Origin of the sequence: Roseibium sp. SCP15, from assembly GCF_040329435.1 — a bacterium.
Classification (GTDB): domain Bacteria; phylum Pseudomonadota; class Alphaproteobacteria; order Rhizobiales; family Stappiaceae; genus Roseibium.
Map to the genome: position 1 here is coordinate 1,287,041 of NZ_JBDZYI010000001.1, position 18,194 is coordinate 1,305,234.

Sequence of the window (18,194 nt, forward strand, 5' to 3'; positions counted from 1 at the left end):
TTAACACTGAACTCTTGGCCTCTTTGTCGCAATACTATGAGGCCTTAGGTTTAATAGAGTCTTGAGAATGCCCCTCAAATGCGCGCAAATAGTGTCCACAACCGGAGTTCCACAGATGGACCGGTATGCTGCCGAACGGGAGGAAATGGTCCAGCGGCAACTGCAAAGCCGCGGGATAAAGGATGATCGTGTGCTTGATGCAATGCGCAAGGTTCCACGGCATCTTTTCGTTTCCAGAAATCAGGAAACCCGCTCTTATTGGGACTGCCCCCTCGCGATTGGGCTGGGTCAGACAATCTCCCAACCTTACATAGTCGCCCTGATGTGCGAGGCACTGGAACTGACCGAAGACAGCGAGTGTCTTGAGATCGGTAGCGGCTCTGGTTACGCCGCGGCCGTGATGTCGGAACTCTGCCACCATGTCATCACCATAGAGCGCATACCGGAACTGGCCGATCTTGCGAACACCAACCTGAAAGGCGCTGGCTACTCGCGCGTAGACGTTCGTTGCTCAGATGGCAGTCTCGGTTATTCCAGAAAGGCACCCTATGACGCCATAGCCGTTGCAGCCGGAGCCCCGGCTACACCTAAAACTCTCCAAGCACAGCTCAAGACAGGTGGCAGGCTGATCATCCCTGTGGGTCGAAATCACCACTACCAGGACCTGATCCGGATACGGCGATTATCCGACAATGATTTCCAGTCCGAAAATCTCGGCGGGGTCGCCTTCGTTCCACTGGTTGGCAAGGAAGGTTGGGCAGACCCAACCTAGACCCATCGCCTCAAGCTGCCGCCAGACGCGCCAGCTTTGTCAGGATCGTCGCCGTTCCCTTCAGCCGCGAATCGGTTTTCTCCCAGTCACGCGTCAACACGACCCGCTGGTCCGGACGGATTTTGGCAAGAACACCTTGTTCGGCAATGTAGGAGACAAGGCCGGCCGGATTGGAAAACTCGGAGTTGCGGAAACTGACGACCATACCCTTCGGACCGGCATCCACCTTTTCAACATTGGCCTTGCGGCAAAGTCCCTTGATGTAGACGATCTTGAGAAGATGCTGGACTTCCTCAGGCAATGGTCCGAACCGGTCAATCAGTTCCGCCCCGAACGCATCGATTTCTTCTGCCTCGGTGACATCTCCCAATCGGCGATAGAGCTGCAGACGCAGTTGCAGATCGGCGACGTAGTCTTCAGGGATCAGAACTGGCGTACCGATATTGATCTGCGGCGACCACTGTTCTTCACCCAGGTCGACACCGCCATCCTTCAACTGCGCAACAGCTTCTTCCAGCATCTGCTGATAGAGCTCGAACCCGACTTCCTTGATGTGACCGGATTGCTCCTCGCCGAGCAGGTTCCCTGCCCCGCGAATATCCAGATCGTGGCTGGCCAGTTGGAAACCGGCACCAAGCGTCTCAAGTGACTGAAGCACCTTCAGGCGCCGCTCTGCCGTCTGCGTCAAAATCTTGTTGGCCGGCACTGTAAACAATGCATAAGCACGGGTCTTTGAACGGCCGACACGACCGCGGAGCTGATAGAGCTGCGCCAGGCCGAACATATCTGCCCGGTGCACAATCAGGGTATTCGCTGTCGGGATATCAAGTCCCGATTCGACTATCGTGGTTGAAAGCAGAACGTTGTATTTGCCTTCGTAGAAGGCATTCATAACATCTTCCAGCTCACCCGGGGGCATTTGCCCGTGGGCAACCGCAACCTTCAGCTCCGGCACGCTCTCTTCGAGGAACTCTTTTCGTTCTGCCAAATCAGAGAGGCGCGGACAGACGTAGAAGCTCTGGCCACCACGATAATGTTCCCGAAGCAACGCTTCGCGCACGACCAGCGGATCGAATGGCGAGACGAATGTACGCACAGCCAGGCGGTCCACCGGGGGTGTCGCAATCAACGAAAGTTCCCGCACACCGGTCAATGCCAGCTGCAGGGTCCGCGGGATTGGCGTTGCCGACAATGTGAGCACGTGAACGTCCGACTTCAGCTCTTTAAGCCGTTCCTTGTGCTTGACGCCGAAATGCTGTTCCTCGTCGATAATCAGCAGCCCGAGGTCCCTGAACTGGACAGACTTGCCGAGCAGAGCATGCGTTCCCACGACGATATCTACGGAACCGTCGGCAATACCCTTCTTTGTTTGTGTCAACTGACGCGTGGGCACAAGCCTGGAGGCATGTGCAACATTGATCGGCAACCCATGAAATCGCTCGGAAAAGGTCTTGTAGTGTTGGCGTGCCAGAAGCGTTGTCGGAACCACGACGGCCACCTGGCGGCCCGACATGGCAGCGATAAACGCCGCCCGCAGCGCCACTTCCGTTTTGCCGAATCCAACGTCCCCACACACAAGGCGATCCATCGGGCGTCCAGATGAAAGATCTTCAAAGACGGAATCAATCGCGGTCAGCTGGTCATCCGTTTCCTCATAGGGAAAACGCGTGGCGAACTCGTCATAGACGCCGTCTGGTGTATCCACCACAGGAGCGGTCTTGAGCGCCCTCTCCGCGGCGGTCTTGATCAGCCCGTCGGCAATCTCCAGGATCCGCTTCTTGAGCTTCGCCTTCCTTGCCTGCCATGCGCCACCGCCAAGTTTGTCGAGCTGAGCTTCCTGATCCTCAGAACCGTAGCGTGACAAAAGTTCGATGTTTTCCACCGGCAGATAAAGCTTGTCTCCACCGGCATATTGCAGCTCCAGACAATCATGAGGAGCCCCGACGGCCTCGATTGTCTTCAAACCGATGAAACGCCCGATACCATGTTCGACGTGAACAACGAGGTCTCCTTCGGAAAGCCCCGTTGCCTCGGTAATGACATTGGCACCTTTGGCCTTTCGCCGGGACTTGCGCACCAGGCGGTCGCCCAGAATGTCCTGTTCACCGATGAAGGCGAGATCAGCGACCTCGAACCCGTGTTCTATGCCCAGCACGCAAAGTGCGGTCGTCTTGGCCGGTAGTCCCTCGACATCCTTTAGAGTGTCGACTTCCTGAACTGCACCGAGGCCGTGATCGCTGATAATCTGGCCCAAACGGTCGCGGGATCCATCGGACCAGCAAGCAATTACAGTCCGCTTTCCGTTCTTTTGAAGTTCACGTACATGGGCTGTAAGCGCGTCAAAAATATTGACATCGCCAGCTGCTCGTTCCGCTGCAAAGCTCCGTCCTTGCCGACCTTCAAGTTCAATGACTGTCTTGCCGGTTCCCGGCGGCGGCGTAAAGGCGTCAAGAGATGCGCTGGCCCTGTCGGCAATCGCCGTGGTCCATTCGCTTTCGGAAAAATAGAGTTTTTCCGGTTCAACGGGCATGTAGGGAACAGTGCCCGCACTCGTTCCCATTTCTCGCGCATCCTGGCGAGCCTTGTAGTGCTCGTTGATTTGGTCAACCCGCTCACGCACCGCATCCGCCGCACTGGTATCCAGCACCAAAGGTGTCTCGCCGATATAGTCGAACAGTGTCTCGAGCCGCTCGTGAAACAACGGCAGCCAATGTTCCATTCCGGCATAGCGCCGACCGTCGCTGATCGACTGGTAAAGCACATCTTCGCGGCTGGCTGCTCCAAATGTCGCAAGATAAGATCTGCGGAAACGTGAAATTGCCTCTTCGGACAGAACGACCTCGCTCATCGGCACAAGATCAAGCCGTTTCAACTGTTTGGACGTTCGCTGCGTTTCGGCATTGAAGGAGCGGATTGATTCAAGAGTATCGCCGAAGAAATCCAGCCTCACCGGTTCCTCTGAACCCGGAGCGTAAAGATCGACGATACCGCCCCTTACTGCATATTCTCCGGTTTCCCGAACGGTGGGAGTTCGTGAAAAACCGTTCATTTCCAGCCAGTTGGAAATGGCGGTCATGTCCACTTGATTTCCTGGTGCCATGGAAAAGGTTTGCTCGGCCATGAATGACCGTTCCGGCAGGCGCTGAACGGCTGCATTCAAAGTGGTCAACAGGACCGTTTTACGACCGTCGGGAATGCCTCGTGCGAGCTGGCCGAGCGCCAGCAGCCGGCGCGCGCTTATCGCAGAATTCGGAGAAACTCGATCATATGGAAGACAGTCCCAGGCAGGCAGCTGCAGTATCTCGATTTCCGGATCGAAAAACGAAAGTGCTTCGCTTATCATCGCCATACGCGTCGCATCTCGGGCGACAAACACAAGCGCCAAGCCCGAAGCATCGGTTTCCTTCAGAAGCTTTGCAAGAGCATAGCTTTCGGCACCGTCAGGTACTCCGGCCAGCGTTACGTTGGCTCGGTCATTCAGCAGGCTGTCAAACACAGCTACCCGTCCTTGTAAAATTATCTGGCAAATCCGGCCGGGCCGGATGTTTCATGATAGGCGATGATTTTGCGATAGAGCGGACCGTCCCATTCTTCAGGCAACGGTTTCCGCCCCGTCATCCAGGCGTAGAGGTCCTGGTCGTGGGCTGTCAGAAGATGCTCAAGTTCCAGGAGTTCTTCTTCCGTAAGATTGTCGATTTGCGTATTGGCAAACCCACCAAGAAGAAGATCCATCTCCTTCATGCCCCGGTGCCAGCACCGGAACAGGATCTTTTTCAACCGCGGGTCCCGACGGTCTTCTGACAGGTCGGAATTTGTCTCGGAGCTTTCTGACATGGAAGGCCTATACGCATGCGTTTTAGCCGACTGTGCACAGGAGACGTTTTTGTCTCGACAGGCAAGCCGGCTCTTTGGTGATTTCGGAAATCTATATAGCGTCCCGTTGCTTTCTTGTCAGCGTTTCTTGATACAATCATCTCAATTCAAACAGAAATTTGTTCACTTATTGTTCCTCATGTTGCACATGCGCCAAAATTCGTGGCAGAACTGGTCTGTCTTCATGCCCAATTCGGCAAAAACAGGTTTCATAAAGCAGATATGCGCCCTCCGGTCCTAGATCCTCTATTTGCTCCCGTTTCCACTCTGCCCGGGATTGGACCGAAAATAGCCAAACTGGTTGCAGGACTGGTTGGAGGCCAGCCGGACCGGGAGGCAACCGTTGCAGATCTGCTGTTTCATATTCCTCACAGCCTCATTGACCGTCGCCACAGACCTGGCATCGCGTATTCGGAAAATGGCGACATCGTAACGCTGGACGTTGTAATTGGACGGCATATGGCGCCGCCCAGGCATTCAAAAGCGCCATATAAAATCTCGGCACACGACGATACCGGTCAGATTACATTCGTATTCTTTCACCCCCGCCGTGACTGGCTCGAAAAGACCTTTCCGGAAGGAGAGCGGCGCATCGTCTCGGGCAAGGTGGAGTGGTTCAACGATCGTCCGCAAATGGTGCATCCCGACTATTCGCTGAAGCCGGAAGAAGCAGCTCAAATGCCTGCGATCGAACCGGTGTACCCTTTGACTGCCGGACTGGCATCCAAAACACTGCAAAAGGCAGAAAAGGCCGCGATTGAGAAACTGCCGGTTTTGCCCGAGTGGTTGAACGAGGCCTACCTGCACAAAACCGGCTGGCCTGAATTTTCCGAGGCCCTGCGAACTTTGCACGCTCCTAAGGAAAGAGAGGATCTCGATCCTCAATCCCCATACATGCAACGCCTGGCCTATGACGAACTCCTTGCCAGCCAGCTTGCCCTCGCCATGGTGCGGGCCAACATGCGCACTCTGGGCGGCATTTCCCGCACTCCGAGCGGAGCGTTGCAACGGGCCGTTATCAAGGCCCTCCCGTTTGAACTGACCGGCAGTCAGGCAACCGCGATCAAGGAAATCAACGAGGACCTCGCAGAACCCACCCGCATGCTTCGCCTATTACAGGGCGATGTTGGCGCAGGCAAAACTGTTGTTGCCCTAGCGGCGCTTGCGCAGGTCATTGAAACGGGAGCGCAGGGAGCCCTGATGGCACCGACCGAAATCCTGGCTCGGCAGCACTACGCTTCCATGCTTCCGCTTTGCGAAAAAGCCGGCATTCGCCTGGCGCTCATGACTGGCAAAGATACGCAGAAGGAAAGGCGTGTTCGTCAAGAGCAACTGGATGCTGGTGAGATTGATCTAGTCGTCGGCACACACGCCCTTTTTCAAGGATCGGTGGCGTTCCAGAACCTCGGCATGGTCGTGGTCGACGAACAACACAGGTTCGGGGTTCACCAGCGACTGGCCTTGTCGGGCAAGGGACAGGGTGTCGACGTTCTCGTCATGACGGCAACGCCCATTCCCCGAACACTGGTGCTGACCTGCTTCGGAGACATGGACGTGTCACGCCTGACGGATAAACCTGCAGGCCGGAAACCCATCAAGACCGTTTCTGTTTCACTTGACCGATTGGACGAAATCATTGGCCGGGTCGGCTCTGCGATTGCAGATGGACAGAAAGTCTATTGGGTTTGTCCGTTGGTGGAGGAATCTGAAAAAATAGATCTGGCAGCGGTCGAGGATCGGCATCGCGTTCTCGAACACGCGCTTCGCCAGCGTGTTTCCCTGGTTCATGGACGCATGAGCGCAGAGGAAAAGGACGCAGCCATGTCGGATTTCAAGTCGGGTCTGACCAAGGTGCTTGTGGCAACCACAGTGATCGAAGTCGGCGTTGACGTACCTGATGCCACAATCATCGTGATTGAACATGCGGAACGGTTCGGTCTGGCGCAGCTCCATCAGCTCAGAGGCCGTGTCGGACGTGGTGACAAACCCTCCTCCTGCGTCCTTCTTTACAAGGGCCCCTTGGGCGAAACCGCGGGTTCACGCCTCAACATCATGCGAGAAACCAATGACGGCTTCCTGATTGCCGAGGAAGACCTGAAACTTCGCGGGGGCGGTGAAATCCTGGGGACCCGTCAATCCGGAACACCCGGTTTCCGCATAGCACGCGCGGACGAACACGCGGACCTGATGGAAGTCGCCCGAGATGATGCACGTCTCATTCTCGAGACGGACCCCGAGCTCAAATCCCAGCGTGGAGAAGCTCTTCGGTGCTTGCTCTATCTGTTCGGCAGAGACGCCGCGATCCGGTTGCTGCGTGCGGGATAATCAGGCCTGTTCCCGTTTCCGTATTCTCTCCAGCTTCTCCGGCTCGGCAATCACGTCCTCCAGAATGTCCGGCAGATCCGGACTGACAAGCCCGGCAGAAATCACGAGCTTTGCCGCTTCTTCAACTGTCATTGAGAGTTCAACAACATCTTCCTTCGGAACGAAAAGCAGGAAACCTGATGTCGGATTCGGTGTCGTTGGCAGAAAGACGGAAACGGTTTGGGCCGTGTCCTTCAACCGCTTTGCAACTTCGCCCTTGGTTTCAGTCGAAATAAAGACAATCGCCCACAATCCACGGCGGGGATATTCAACGAGAGCAGCCTTGGTGAAACTGTTGCCCCGCTCATCAAGCACAGTCTCAAAGATCTGCTTCAGGCCACTGTAAATATTGCGAACCAGCGGCATTCTGCCGACAATATTCTCACCCACCGAAATCAGACTGCGACCGAGAAAGTTCGCTGCCAGGAAACCGACGATCGTCAAAACGAATATCGCAACGATCAATCCGAAACCCGGGATCGGGAACGGCAGATAGGTGTCGGGGTTGTACACTTTGGGTACAAACGGTTTTACCCATCCATCGACCCACTTGATGAAGGTCCAGGTCAACCAGAGGGTGATACCGATCGGACCGGTAATGACCAACCCGGTCAAAAAGTAGTTTCGAAGACGCGTTGCCGCACCTGGCCTATGGCCTATGATAGGCGTGTCATCTGATTTATGTTTATGCCGGCTCATGGGCGAAATCTGCTCGAAGTCCCTATGTGTGCTTGTCTTTCACGTAACCCGTACTTAGATAGTCATCTTTATCGCAGCACGGTATCCTTCGTGTGAATTATTTTCAGCGGTATACCCGAAAAATGCCGGAACCGGAGGCAGTTTTGCGGCGAACCACATTCAAAATTCTGGGAACCGGCTGTGTTGGAGTGGGAATTGTAGGGGCTTTCCTGCCTCTTCTTCCGAGCACCATCTTCTTCATTATGGCAGCGGCTTGTTTTGCTCGGTCTTCACCAGCACTTGAGGCGAAAATTCTGAGCCATCCCGTATTCGGACCGCCGGTAATTGCCTGGCGTGAACACGGAGCGATCACGCCTCGATCCAAGATGATCGCACTTGCGGGCATGACACTCGGTTATGGCCTGTTTCTGTATTCCGCCACGCCAGACCTGTGGCTGGCGGTAGTTGTTGCCGTGGTCATGATGGGATGCGCAACCTATGTTGTTACCCGCCCATCAGGAGCATCGAAAAAACCGGCCGAATAGTCAGGTCTTGTGATCGAACCCCGCGTGAAGCAGCGGCAGCGCCGGTCGCTCAGTCAATTATGTTCGGTCTGTGGGCGCGGGCATTGCGAGAAATATCCTGCTCCCGTCAGATATCTGGGATCAGTCTCTTGCCCAATGGAACTGCCGCTTCAGGCGAAAACCCGAGTTGCTGGTAAAACTCCATCACGGCTTCATTGCCCTGTCGCACAAACAAGTTGATCTTGGGACAACCGAGTTCAAGCAGAAACTCCTCGCAATGCTTCATCAGGAGCTTGCCCAGACCTTTGCCCTGACAATCGGGATCGACGCTTAAGTAGTAGATGGAACCGCGATGTCCATCGTAGCTCACCATGACGGAACCAATGACGGTGTCTTTCACGATAACAACGAAGAAGCCACCGTTCCTATCAGTCAGTTTTCGGTCAATATCCTTGTCAGGGTCATTCCATGGCCGGATCATGTCGCATCTTTCCCAAAGAGAAATGACGCCTTCCCTGTGAGTTTCTTCAAACTTGCAGATCGTTGGACTTTGGATGCTGGTCAATTCCGATTTACCCGTTTCCAAATTCAAAATCCGTCCCATTGGTCATAGCGCAACGGATAAGGCCAATACCGTCTACCGCAGGTCTATTGGACATAACCTGTTTTCAACAATGCTTCTTGCATGGAATGGACCAGATCCGAAAAACCGGTGAGCCCATCCACAACGTCTGTAGGGTCAGTCGAGGACACAGGTTGGGTGTACCTGATCTTGTGAAAGCATCCATGTAGCAATCCCATGCTGGCGATAGTGACCGTATTTGTCGCCTCAAAGGACGTCACGAAATACACAGCGTTGCCGACGATAGCAGAACCTCCGTAATACTCCTGGGGAACCAGATATGGATCGGAGAGTTTTGTTCCAGGGATGAGTTTCTGTGTCAGGTAGTCGACTTCGTAGACCGCGCGCGACAATTGCTCGTCCGCGTCACGCGATGTTGGGTCGCTAACATTGAAATCATAAACGTAGAACGTCCCCTTGGCATGGTGAGCATGGAACGGAATGGCGAAACCATATTTGGCGTCGTCATAGTGCAGCGGGTCGCCCACACTCCAGCGAACATGCTCGAACGACCTGAAGTTCGGCACTTCGCATTCGGCATGCGCGGGCGACACAGAGATCAAAGTAATCAGGAGCAGCGCGCCCGCACTCGGTACCGTTCTCAATGCCGTTTTCTCCTCGGCTTGTTCTGCTGCCAGCAGCAGAACAAGTACTATGCGAGAAAGAGGGCCTTATTCAACTGTCACAGACTTTGCCAGATTGCGCGGCTGATCAACATCCGTCCCCATGAACACAGCCGTATGATACGCAATCATCTGCACCGGAAGTGCATAGATGATCGGTGCGACCATATCGGACATTTCCGGAAGGATAACCGTATTCTGCGCTGCCCCTCCGCTTTCAGCAGCTCCACGCTCATCGGTGATTAGAACAATCTTTCCGCCGCGTGCCGCAACTTCCTGCATATTCGAGACAGTTTTCTCGTAGATGGCATCGAAGGGAGCGATAACGAAAACCGGCATGTTTTCGTCGATCAGGGCAATCGGGCCGTGCTTCAACTCACCTGCCGCGTAACCTTCCGCATGGATGTATGAGAGTTCCTTGAGCTTCAATGCACCTTCCAGTGCGAGCGGGAAACTTGTCGACCGCCCGAGATAAAGTGCGTTGTTAGCCTTGGAAAGCGGTTGGGAAAGCTTTTCAATTTCGCTTTCAGCGGTAAGAGCCTTGAGCGCAAGGCTGGGCACTTCGGTCAGCTCGGATACTAGTTGCTGTTCGCGTTCAGCGCTCAACACGCCTCTTTCACGCCCCGCCTGAAGAGCAAGGGCCGCAAGAACAGCCAGCTGGCATGTAAAGGCCTTCGTCGATGCCACCCCGATTTCCGGACCGGCAATCGTCGGGAAGATCATGTCGGCTTCGCGTGCGATGGTGCTCTCTGGCACATTGACGATCGCGCCGATTGCTGCACCGTTTTCTTTGCAGTAGCGCAAGGATGCAAGCGTATCTGCCGTTTCGCCCGACTGGGAAATGAACAGAGCTGCATCCTGGTCGCCCACCGGAGTCTCCCGGTAACGGAACTCGCTGGCGATATCGATTTCAACCGGCAGCCGCGCATATTTTTCAAACCAGTACTTTGAAACCAGCCCTGCAAGGTAGGCGGTTCCGCACGCGGTAATAATAAGCCTCGACAGGTCCTTGAACTTCAGCTGCTCAGATCCCGCCACGTTGGCCTGATTGCTACCGTAGTCGAAGTATCTTGAAAGCGTATGGCCAAGAACTTCCGGTTGCTCATGAATTTCCTTTGCCATGAAGTGCTTGTAGTTACCTTTGTCCATCAGGCTGGAAGTAACAGAAGACTTGGCTTCAGGACGGGACACAGGTTCATTGTCAAGGTCATAAACCTGAACGCTCGAACGTGTCAGAACGGCCCAGTCACCTTCTTCAAGGTAGGTAATCCGGTCAGTGAACGGCGACAATGCAATGGCGTCCGAGCCGAAGAACATCTCCCCCTCCCCGTGGCCGATCGCCAGGGGTGAGCCTTTTCTCGCGCCGATAAGAAGGTCTTCTTCGCCCTCAAAGAGCAGCGCCAGTGCAAACGCCCCTTTCAACCGCGGAAGAACCTCGGAAACCGCGTCTTGCGGCGAAAGACCTCTGGCCATCGCCAGATTCACCAGATGCGCGACAACCTCGGTATCGGTTTCTGTATTCAGTACCGCACCCGTCGAGACGATCTCATCACGCAGCTCGAGATAGTTTTCGATGATACCGTTGTGAACAACAGCAACCGAACCCGCCAGATGGGGATGTGCATTGGCAACCGTCGGGGCTCCGTGGGTCGCCCACCTGGTGTGACCGATACCGCTCGTACCGGCCATAGGAGATTTTTCCAGCACAGCTTCGAGATTTCGAAGCTTGCCTTCCGCTCTGCGTCTCAGGAGCGCACCATCCGAAATCGTGGCAACGCCAGCGGAATCGTAACCGCGATATTCAAGCCGTTTGAGCGAATCCACGATACGCGGTGCAGCATCGACACGTCCCAAGACACCAACAATTCCGCACATAGAAAATGCCCTTTTTTAAAAAAACCAATAGACGCACTGCTTTAGACGACAGTGGCGTATCATCTGAAATCAATCCCTGTTTCAGAAAATAACAAGGGATCGACGGTTTGACCGGTCTCAGGATTTTGCATCCTTGGCTGCCTGCAGTCTTTCTCGCAACTGTTTGGCTTTGCCATCCTTGACAACTTGCCGGGTTCGCCCGAACGCCATGGAGTCACGATTCACGTCGTCGGTTATCGTGCTCCCGGCCGCCACAAAGGCGCCGTTTCCGAGTTTGACCGGAGCAACGAGCGTGGAATTGGATCCAACAAAGCTGCCCGCACCGATTTCAGTGCGGTATTTCATATAGCCATCATAGTTGCAGGTGATCGTTCCAGCACCAATATTGGACTTTGAACCTACGCTGGCATCGCCAATGTAACTCAGGTGATTTGCCTTGGCCCCTGCCCCGAAAGTCGCATTCTTTATTTCCACAAAGTTGCCGACACGGGTATCGGCGCCAAGCACGGCGCCGGGGCGAAGTCTGGCATAGGGACCAACAACGCTACCTGCACCGACGGTTGCTCCTTCCAGGTGGCTGAATGCCCGGATTTTCGCCCTTTGAGCAATCTTCACCCCAAGTCCGAAAACGACATTCTGTTCAACGACAACGTCTGCTTCGAGCTCTGTGTCGTGGGAAAAGAAAACAGTCTGGGGCGCCAATAGCGAGCACCCATTTTCCATAGCTGCAATCCGCATGCGATTTTGAAAATCGGCCTCACACGAAGCCAGCTGACCGCGGGTGTTGATGCCTTGAGTCTCGACTTCGCTTCCTGCAACTGCAATCACTTTCAAGCCACGCTCATTCGCAATCTCGACGGCATCCGTCAGGTAGAACTCACCCTTTGCATTGTCATTTCCGATTGCTTCGAACAATGACAAGGCATGTTTGCCGGAAAATCCCATAATGCCGGAGTTGCAAAGCTTTATCTTCCGCTCTTCGTCAGAGGCATCTCTTTCTTCCCGGATCGCAACCAGGCGATCATTTTCGAGCAACAGGCGACCGTATCCGAACGGCTTTTCGGTTTCAAAACCGAGCACGACCAGGTCGGCACCGTTTTGCAAGCCCTGCCGAACCTTGCCGATTGTTTGAGGTGTAACCAACGGTGTATCCCCGAACAACACCAGGACATCATCCGCTTCGAACTCAAGGGCGGGTTTGGCAGCGAGCGCCGCATGAGCGGTTCCCAAACGGTCATGTTGCACATAACAACGCGCATGTGGTGCGAGCTTGTAGACCAGCGTCTCAAGATCCGACATTTCGGGTCCGGTCACCACCGACACCCGCTCCGATCCGGCATCTTTCAGCGCCTTCAACACATGGCCGACCAGGGGCAGTCCACCAACTTCGTGCAGGACCTTTGGCAGGTCCGATTTCATTCGAGTTCCAAGTCCGGCGGCGAGAATGATGGAAAGGCAGGAACGCGTTGTCATGAAAGATCCGTTTTGTCCGGGAAATCGTGCGTGAACGCCCTCTATATGCCCCGATCCACAGAACATTGAAAGATCTGACTGCCTGATCGCTCAAGTTTCTGTTTCGTTAACCATAATTGGCAATTCATAGGCTATCGTTTTAAAGATTCGCCCACTGGATCCGGAAACCGAACTCTTGTTTGAGCCACAGGACCCAAATAGTAACCTTCGGGACACCGTCCGCGACACGTTCACACCGTCGCGCGTCGGTCTTTTGTCCTGGGCTTTTGCTGCTGTGATCATGGGCACTGTCGGGCTTGCATCTTATCAGTTTGGAACTCAACCTTTCACGCTGGCACCGGCAAAGCTGTTTCCTTCGGGCGTTTCCCTTCCGCCTGCCGGCGACGTTGAAACGACTGCTTCAATAGAACAAAGAACGCCTGTTGAGATCTATCAGGTCCACGATAACGAAATCCGGTTCCCTTCGAAGAACCTTGAGCAAAGTCAGATTGAAGTGTTGCAGAAGGAAATAGCCGGCTTGCGCCGCCGCCTGATTGCCCTCTCAGAGCAGAATGCCAACTATTCGCGCCGGATTTCGGAACTCGAAAAGCAAGCTTCCATCGGCTCGAGCGCTCAAACTGGAGACAGAACGGAAAACACCGGTCCAGCGATAGAGCCTGTTCCCGGCGTAATCAAAACAGATGTGCAGCCACCTTCCCGGCCGCACAGCGAAATTGTGATCGACCCTTCTTCGACTGTTCCACTTGGCGCAAAGAGCGAGCAGGAAGTTGCTGGTTCAATAGCCGCTACTCCGGACGAAGATCCGCAAACCAGGCAACAACCCTCTCGTGTCGTCGCACTCGATCAGAAAACCGAAGCTACAGCGTCAAAGGGCGCTCCGGTCGAGATCTCGCCTGAGCCGGTTCGAATCGTAACCCTGCCACAAGAAACAGATGAACAGGTAACCACCGGATCTATTCCAGATCCCGCGCAAGATCCTGCGTCGGACACCTTTGACCTGTCGCCTGCTCAAACTGTCCAAGCTCCCACGATCGTAACGCCTTCAGAGCCGTCAGGCCGGGTAAATGGCCAAATCAAGCGAAGTGACTTTGGAGCAGTGATAGGTCACTACAGTTCCACGGCTGCGGCTGCAAAAGCCTGGGCGGATTTCAAGAGCCAAAACGAAGAGCGCATGCGCGATCTTCGACCTCTGTTGCTGGAACGCCAGATTGCCGAAGGTGGTATTTCCTTGCTTGTCGGCCCCTTCGGCAATGCGGCTGACGCAGCGATTGCCTGCCTGCAATTGCTTGAGACAACAGAGCTTTGCCACCCTGCCGTATACGCAGGTGATTCCCTGGTGACAGCTGCCGAGTTCAGAGACACCGCATTGTAGGGGCTTCGGTTTCTCAAATCGAAAGTTGTGCTGTTGCGGAACTGGTGAGCGTAATTGAACAAAAAAAGCCCCAATGCGCATGGTGCAAAGGGGCTTTTTTGTTTCATTTCATCTGAAACTTCGACTTCAGCCGATCACCTGAAGCGCCGGAAAAGTCTCCAAAAGCCAGTATGAAAACACCGCCATCTGACCGGTCAAAAACATCACGCCCGTCAGGACGAGAACGCCGCCCATGGTTTTTTCCACTGCACCCATATGCTTGCGGAAACGCTTCATGAAGTTCAGGAACGGACCTGCAAACAACGCTGCCAGCAAGAAAGGTATGCCCAGTCCGATTGCATAGGCGCTGAGGAGCAATGCGCCCTGCCCCACAGTGTCTTCTGTCCCCGCAACGAAAAGAATAGCAGCAAGGATAGGGCCGACACATGGCGTCCAGCCAAAGCCGAATGCCAGGCCGATCAGATATGCGCCAAGCGGACCTGCAGGTTTTTTGTCTACATGAACCCTGGCTTCCCGATAGAGCAGTCCGATCCGGAACACGCCTAGAAAATGCAGCCCCATGACGATAACAACCGCACCGGCGATGTAGCCCAGATAATCCAGATACGATCTGATGAACTGACCGAGAAAACTCGCCGTTGCCCCGAGGAGCACGAAAACTGTCGAGAACCCAAGAACAAACACCAAGGCGCTGAAAAAGACGCTTCTCGTTGCCGACTGGTTGTCTTCCTGCTCACCGGTTAGCTGTTCAAGCGAAACGCCGGCAAGAAAGCCCAGATAAGGCGGCACGAGAGGAAGAACACAAGGGGATACGAAGGACAAGACCCCGGCCAAAGCGGCGCCAATAATCGTCACATCCTGAATCATCTGAATTTCCGGTCTATTGCGTGGTACCTCCGGTCGAAACCGGTCCGATTAGAGGTACACTGATTTAGTCCCTTGAAGCTTTGACACAAATACAAAAGCCACTCACCTTTTGGAGAGCAATGCGCTTTTCATGCTTAGTCCGTCTTCTCGGAGCCACTTTCCGGCAATAAGCCTTGTTCCTGGAAAAACTTCAATGCGCCACGATGTAGCGGCACTGAGTTTTCTTGCGCAGCCAGATCCACCGGGTTCAACTGCGCAAGAGCCGGATGCAATTTTCGGAAATCCTCGAAATTACTGTAGACCGTCTCGACCACGGTATGGACCACGTCATCAGGCATTTTTTCGGACGTCATCAGTGAGGCTGCACCGCCAAACGAAGGAACAGCATCATTTTGCCCGTAGAGGCCAGCCGGGATCGCCGTCGCCGAGTAATAAGGTACATCCCCGGTGAGAAGCTGTACCGCTTCCTCGTCAAACCCGATCAGGCGAATGTTGCAGAGCGACTGCGTTTCCTCAATCAACGCAGCCGGATGACCAATCAGCGCAAAGTATGCATCGATCTTTCCCGCACACAGGGCGTCAGCCAGTTCCGAAGACCCCAGATGCGTCAGGTTCTTCTTGTCAGCCACGGTCCAGCCAATCGTATCGACGAGAACGTTCCAGGATGCTTCGGAGCCCGACCCTTTGCGGCCAACATTCACGCGCGCGGTTTTCAGATCATTGAGAGCCTCGAAGCCCGTGTCCTTCCTGACGACAAGCGTCGCGACTTCCGGGTGCAGCGAAAAAACGGAGCGCAAGCTGTCAAGGGCACCCTCCTCGGCGAACCTGGACGTCCCATGGAACGCATGGTGCCGCCAGTCGGATTGTACGAACCCGAAATCGACATCAGCCGAACGAAGCTTCCGGATGTTTGAAATGGACCCCAACGTCGCTTCAGCAGAACAACGGACGCCATGGTCCTCCCTGGTCTGGTTCAGAAGTTTGCAGGTCGCCCCACCGGCCGGATAATAAACGCCGGTTACGCCGCCGGTTCCTATCGTGATGAAATTCTGTTCGAAGGCATTCGCCTGGCCAACGGCGGTCACAAACAGGATCGCAAGCACATTCATCAACATACGGGATTTGCAACTTACCCAGTTTCTGCTCCGCTGAGTTTTGCTTTCGCCGAAAATTTTGGAAATCGCCTCAAAACGCATCAGCTCACATAGCCCGTATTTGTGTCCGCCTCTGATATCTTTAAGTCTGGAACGGATAACAAACCAGTGCTGTCTGCCCAATGCGGGTTCGACGAGCCAGTGTGGTGACCAGCTCTTCGGGCGTTAACGGCTGAGCTGGCAACAAAAAAGGCGCCGATGCGCCTCACAATAAAATCGGACTGCGGAAATGTTCCGGCCCCACCCTTGGCCGGTCATTCCATTCAAGTATCAATTCGTGCGCCCACCATTTATGACTTCGAAGAGTTTTCCTTTCAGTGCTTCTTCTGTTTCGCCTTCCCGCAATCCCTGACGCCATTGATCAAGAATGAGCCTCAGCCCGAATGTTTCCCGGCTGTGCGGCAGATCGCCTAGGAAGGAAGCAAAAAATGAATCCAGGTGATTACGGTCGATCAGCCCCTGATCAATGAGACCGTGAATCAGGGTCATCGTCGCTGCGATATGACCTTTCACAAAATCAAACTCTATGGAGTTCGTATGATTGTCTAAGGGTGTTGTCTGCATGTAACCTCTCATGTGCCCGACGACGTTACCGTACAAAACTATATTGCGCTACCTGACAGTTTTCGCAAGAGAACGCTCATTATTAAACTAATTCCGAATATAGTTAACTATTAACAATTGCAGATCGTAGTTTTAATTTCTATTTTTCTACCGATCAGTTTGAATAAGTTAATTTATTACTCCGCACCGTACACTGTGAGCGCAAATCATGTCATTTTTTGCGATCAAAAGTTTTAAATCACAGAGTTTTCCGCAGGGCTGTTGAAAAAAACAAAATTGCCTCTTGCAATGTCCTCTATGTCGGCATAAACACACGCCACCAACGCGGTGGAGCAACGAACCAACGACGCACCAACCGCCCCGGAAATTGGTGAGAGCCGATAGCTCAGCTGGTAGAGCAACTGACTTTTAATCAGTAGGTCCAGGGTTCGAACCCCTGTCGGCTCACCAAATTTCCCCAAAAAATCAATCACCTACATAGCGGTAAATCACTGAAACCTGACCAATGGGTCGGATCGGATTTCTTTGTATTTTCCTAGCGGCTGCAGAACAGGTACTCGAAGACCAATGCGCTCAAGCTCAGATGTTCTTAAAGAGAATGTACCCTTATGCACTTGTTCCGTGGACCAGATCCAAGGCGCCAATCGCTCCAGTGTACACTTCGGCTAACCCTTGGCGGATACCAATCAGTAAAGTTTGAAAATCAGTGACAGCGTTTCGCGAGGACCTTGAAACAAGGAGTATCACCTATCGCGATGAAATTCCTGATTTCAGGTAGCGATAGGTGACTCAGTCGTTTCTCGAAATGCTTTGGAAGCGCACAAGAGAACGCGTTGAAACGGAACCAGGTCCGTTTCGATCTCACCCCCGGTTTTGAGATGGGAGTGAGCATGCTTTCAGGTCAATCGTCCAGGATTTCAGTCAGCATCTTGCTGATGAGATCTTTGATAGACTTTTCCTGAAGATCGTTCGGCTGCAATTCTTTCTTGCTCAGAACTTCGGCGTCTCTGGCGGTCATCTCACGCAGAAGCTTCTTGGCTGCTGCCCGATCGTCTTTCTTCTCCAGGTGGTCCTTGGCAAGGTATTTCAGCAGCGACATGGCCACGTGCTGCCTCACCAGTGCATCGGCAAGACCATTGCTGAGCGCGCCGATAGAGTTGCTCACCTGTTGCCGTTCAAGTTCACTCATTCCAGTCATGTTTTATGTCTCCAAAGGGCCGTTATCGGGAATTTGCAGCGCTCCATCGCCATCATGCGCATCCCCAATACCTGATTAGAACCTGCGATAGACGCACCATCTCAAGATGCCAGCAAAGTGCAATGCGGGTTGCTTGCGTTTCCCCAGAATCACGGTCAGAAGACAAACATATGATCGGGAGAACAAAAAGGCGGCAAGACACATCTTTGCGCCTGGCACGTTTCAAAGACCTCTA

General features: G+C 53.9%; 15 protein-coding genes and 1 tRNA gene. 5 read left to right on the forward strand and 11 right to left on the reverse strand.

Translation table 11 applies throughout. From position 1 onward, the window contains the following. The first annotated feature begins 115 nt into the window (after positions 1–115). Complete coding sequence (locus ABLO27_RS05815) at positions 116–772, forward strand: protein-L-isoaspartate(D-aspartate) O-methyltransferase (protein ID WP_353031209.1); 657 nt, start codon at positions 116–118, stop codon at positions 770–772. 10 nt (positions 773–782) lie between these two features. On the opposite strand, the gene mfd is transcribed toward ABLO27_RS05815, so the two are convergent. Both mfd and ABLO27_RS05825 read right to left on the reverse strand, forming a co-directional pair. Next, positions 783–4,268: a transcription-repair coupling factor gene (gene mfd / locus ABLO27_RS05820; protein ID WP_353031210.1), complete on the reverse strand. Its 3,486-nt coding sequence runs from the start codon at positions 4,266–4,268 to the stop codon at positions 783–785. A gap of 20 nt (positions 4,269–4,288) precedes the next feature. After that, a complete protein-coding gene (locus ABLO27_RS05825; protein ID WP_353031211.1) occupies positions 4,289–4,606 on the reverse strand; it encodes a succinate dehydrogenase assembly factor 2 in 318 nt (105 codons plus the stop codon). Between the two features lie 261 nt (positions 4,607–4,867). Between ABLO27_RS05825 and recG the strand changes: the two genes are divergently transcribed. Further along, on the forward strand, positions 4,868–6,970 hold the full coding sequence (gene recG / locus ABLO27_RS05830) for an ATP-dependent DNA helicase RecG (protein ID WP_353031212.1): 2,103 nt from the start codon (positions 4,868–4,870) through the stop codon (positions 6,968–6,970). Here recG and ABLO27_RS05835 read toward each other — a convergent pair whose 3' ends face one another. Further along, positions 6,971–7,708 carry a DUF502 domain-containing protein gene (locus tag ABLO27_RS05835; protein WP_353031213.1) on the reverse strand — a complete coding sequence of 246 codons (738 nt, stop codon included), beginning with the start codon at positions 7,706–7,708 and terminating at the stop codon, positions 6,971–6,973. It lies immediately after the preceding gene. A 143-nt stretch (positions 7,709–7,851) separates the two neighbouring features. Here ABLO27_RS05835 and ABLO27_RS05840 point away from each other — a divergent pair, with 143 nt between their 5' ends. After that, positions 7,852–8,232, forward strand: coding sequence for a YbaN family protein (locus tag ABLO27_RS05840; RefSeq protein WP_353031214.1), 381 nt, complete (start codon positions 7,852–7,854; stop codon positions 8,230–8,232). Positions 8,233–8,338: 106 nt separating this feature from the next. Here ABLO27_RS05840 and ABLO27_RS05845 read toward each other — a convergent pair whose 3' ends face one another. The 4 genes from ABLO27_RS05845 to glmU all read right to left on the reverse strand — a co-directional run bounded on the left by ABLO27_RS05845 (position 8,339) and on the right by glmU (position 12,804). Further along, the gene (locus ABLO27_RS05845) at positions 8,339–8,815 is read right to left on the reverse strand and encodes a GNAT family acetyltransferase (RefSeq protein WP_353031216.1); all 477 of its coding nucleotides are present in this window, start codon (positions 8,813–8,815) and stop codon (positions 8,339–8,341) included. Between the two features lie 44 nt (positions 8,816–8,859). After that, positions 8,860–9,438: a hypothetical protein gene (locus ABLO27_RS05850; RefSeq protein ID WP_353031217.1), complete on the reverse strand. Its 579-nt coding sequence runs from the start codon at positions 9,436–9,438 to the stop codon at positions 8,860–8,862. Between the two features lie 66 nt (positions 9,439–9,504). Next, entirely contained in the window at positions 9,505–11,331 is a 1,827-nt protein-coding gene (glmS, locus tag ABLO27_RS05855; RefSeq protein WP_353031218.1) for a glutamine--fructose-6-phosphate transaminase (isomerizing), read from the reverse strand. A 117-nt stretch (positions 11,332–11,448) separates the two neighbouring features. Beyond that, positions 11,449–12,804 (reverse strand): bifunctional UDP-N-acetylglucosamine diphosphorylase/glucosamine-1-phosphate N-acetyltransferase GlmU, encoded by a 1,356-nt coding sequence (glmU, locus tag ABLO27_RS05860; RefSeq protein ID WP_353031219.1) that lies wholly within the window; start codon positions 12,802–12,804, stop codon positions 11,449–11,451. Between the two features lie 175 nt (positions 12,805–12,979). On the opposite strand from glmU, the gene ABLO27_RS05865 reads away from it, so the two are divergent. Continuing rightward, positions 12,980–14,176, forward strand: coding sequence for a hypothetical protein (locus ABLO27_RS05865; protein WP_353031221.1), 1,197 nt, complete (start codon positions 12,980–12,982; stop codon positions 14,174–14,176). Between the two features lie 126 nt (positions 14,177–14,302). On the opposite strand, the gene ABLO27_RS05870 is transcribed toward ABLO27_RS05865, so the two are convergent. From ABLO27_RS05870 to ABLO27_RS05880, 3 genes are all read right to left on the reverse strand, one after another. Next, complete coding sequence (locus tag ABLO27_RS05870) at positions 14,303–15,043, reverse strand: cytochrome c biogenesis CcdA family protein (RefSeq protein WP_353031222.1); 741 nt, start codon at positions 15,041–15,043, stop codon at positions 14,303–14,305. 134 nt (positions 15,044–15,177) lie between these two features. After that, complete coding sequence (locus tag ABLO27_RS05875) at positions 15,178–16,158, reverse strand: TAXI family TRAP transporter solute-binding subunit (RefSeq protein WP_353031224.1); 981 nt, start codon at positions 16,156–16,158, stop codon at positions 15,178–15,180. Between the two features lie 309 nt (positions 16,159–16,467). Then, entirely contained in the window at positions 16,468–16,761 is a 294-nt protein-coding gene (locus ABLO27_RS05880; RefSeq protein ID WP_353031225.1) for a hypothetical protein, read from the reverse strand. A 374-nt stretch (positions 16,762–17,135) separates the two neighbouring features. Between ABLO27_RS05880 and ABLO27_RS05885 the strand changes: the two genes are divergently transcribed. Further along, a tRNA-Lys gene (locus ABLO27_RS05885) sits at positions 17,136–17,211 on the forward strand. Positions 17,212–17,662: 451 nt separating this feature from the next. On the opposite strand, the gene ABLO27_RS05890 is transcribed toward ABLO27_RS05885, so the two are convergent. After that, positions 17,663–17,959 carry a hypothetical protein gene (locus ABLO27_RS05890; protein WP_353031226.1) on the reverse strand — a complete coding sequence of 99 codons (297 nt, stop codon included), beginning with the start codon at positions 17,957–17,959 and terminating at the stop codon, positions 17,663–17,665. Positions 17,960–18,194: the final 235 nt, after the last annotated feature.

Bases quoted from the DNA above. Each gene is read 5' to 3' on its own strand.
- recG (WP_353031212.1), top strand. From the start codon at position 4,868: ATGCGCCCTCCGGTCCTAGATCCTCTATTTGCTCCCGTTTCCACTCTG.
- ABLO27_RS05875 (WP_353031224.1), bottom strand. From the start codon at position 16,158: ATGTTGATGAATGTGCTTGCGATCCTGTTTGTGACCGCCGTTGGCCAG.
- ABLO27_RS05880 (WP_353031225.1), bottom strand. From the start codon at position 16,761: ATGCAGACAACACCCTTAGACAATCATACGAACTCCATAGAGTTTGAT.
- ABLO27_RS05845 (WP_353031216.1), bottom strand. From the start codon at position 8,815: ATGGGACGGATTTTGAATTTGGAAACGGGTAAATCGGAATTGACCAGC.
- glmS (WP_353031218.1), bottom strand. From the start codon at position 11,331: ATGTGCGGAATTGTTGGTGTCTTGGGACGTGTCGATGCTGCACCGCGT.
- ABLO27_RS05825 (WP_353031211.1), bottom strand. From the start codon at position 4,606: ATGTCAGAAAGCTCCGAGACAAATTCCGACCTGTCAGAAGACCGTCGG.
- ABLO27_RS05890 (WP_353031226.1), bottom strand. From the start codon at position 17,959: ATGACTGGAATGAGTGAACTTGAACGGCAACAGGTGAGCAACTCTATC.
- ABLO27_RS05870 (WP_353031222.1), bottom strand. From the start codon at position 15,043: ATGATTCAGGATGTGACGATTATTGGCGCCGCTTTGGCCGGGGTCTTG.
- ABLO27_RS05815 (WP_353031209.1), top strand. From the start codon at position 116: ATGGACCGGTATGCTGCCGAACGGGAGGAAATGGTCCAGCGGCAACTG.
- glmU (WP_353031219.1), bottom strand. From the start codon at position 12,804: ATGACAACGCGTTCCTGCCTTTCCATCATTCTCGCCGCCGGACTTGGA.
- ABLO27_RS05835 (WP_353031213.1), bottom strand. From the start codon at position 7,708: ATGAGCCGGCATAAACATAAATCAGATGACACGCCTATCATAGGCCAT.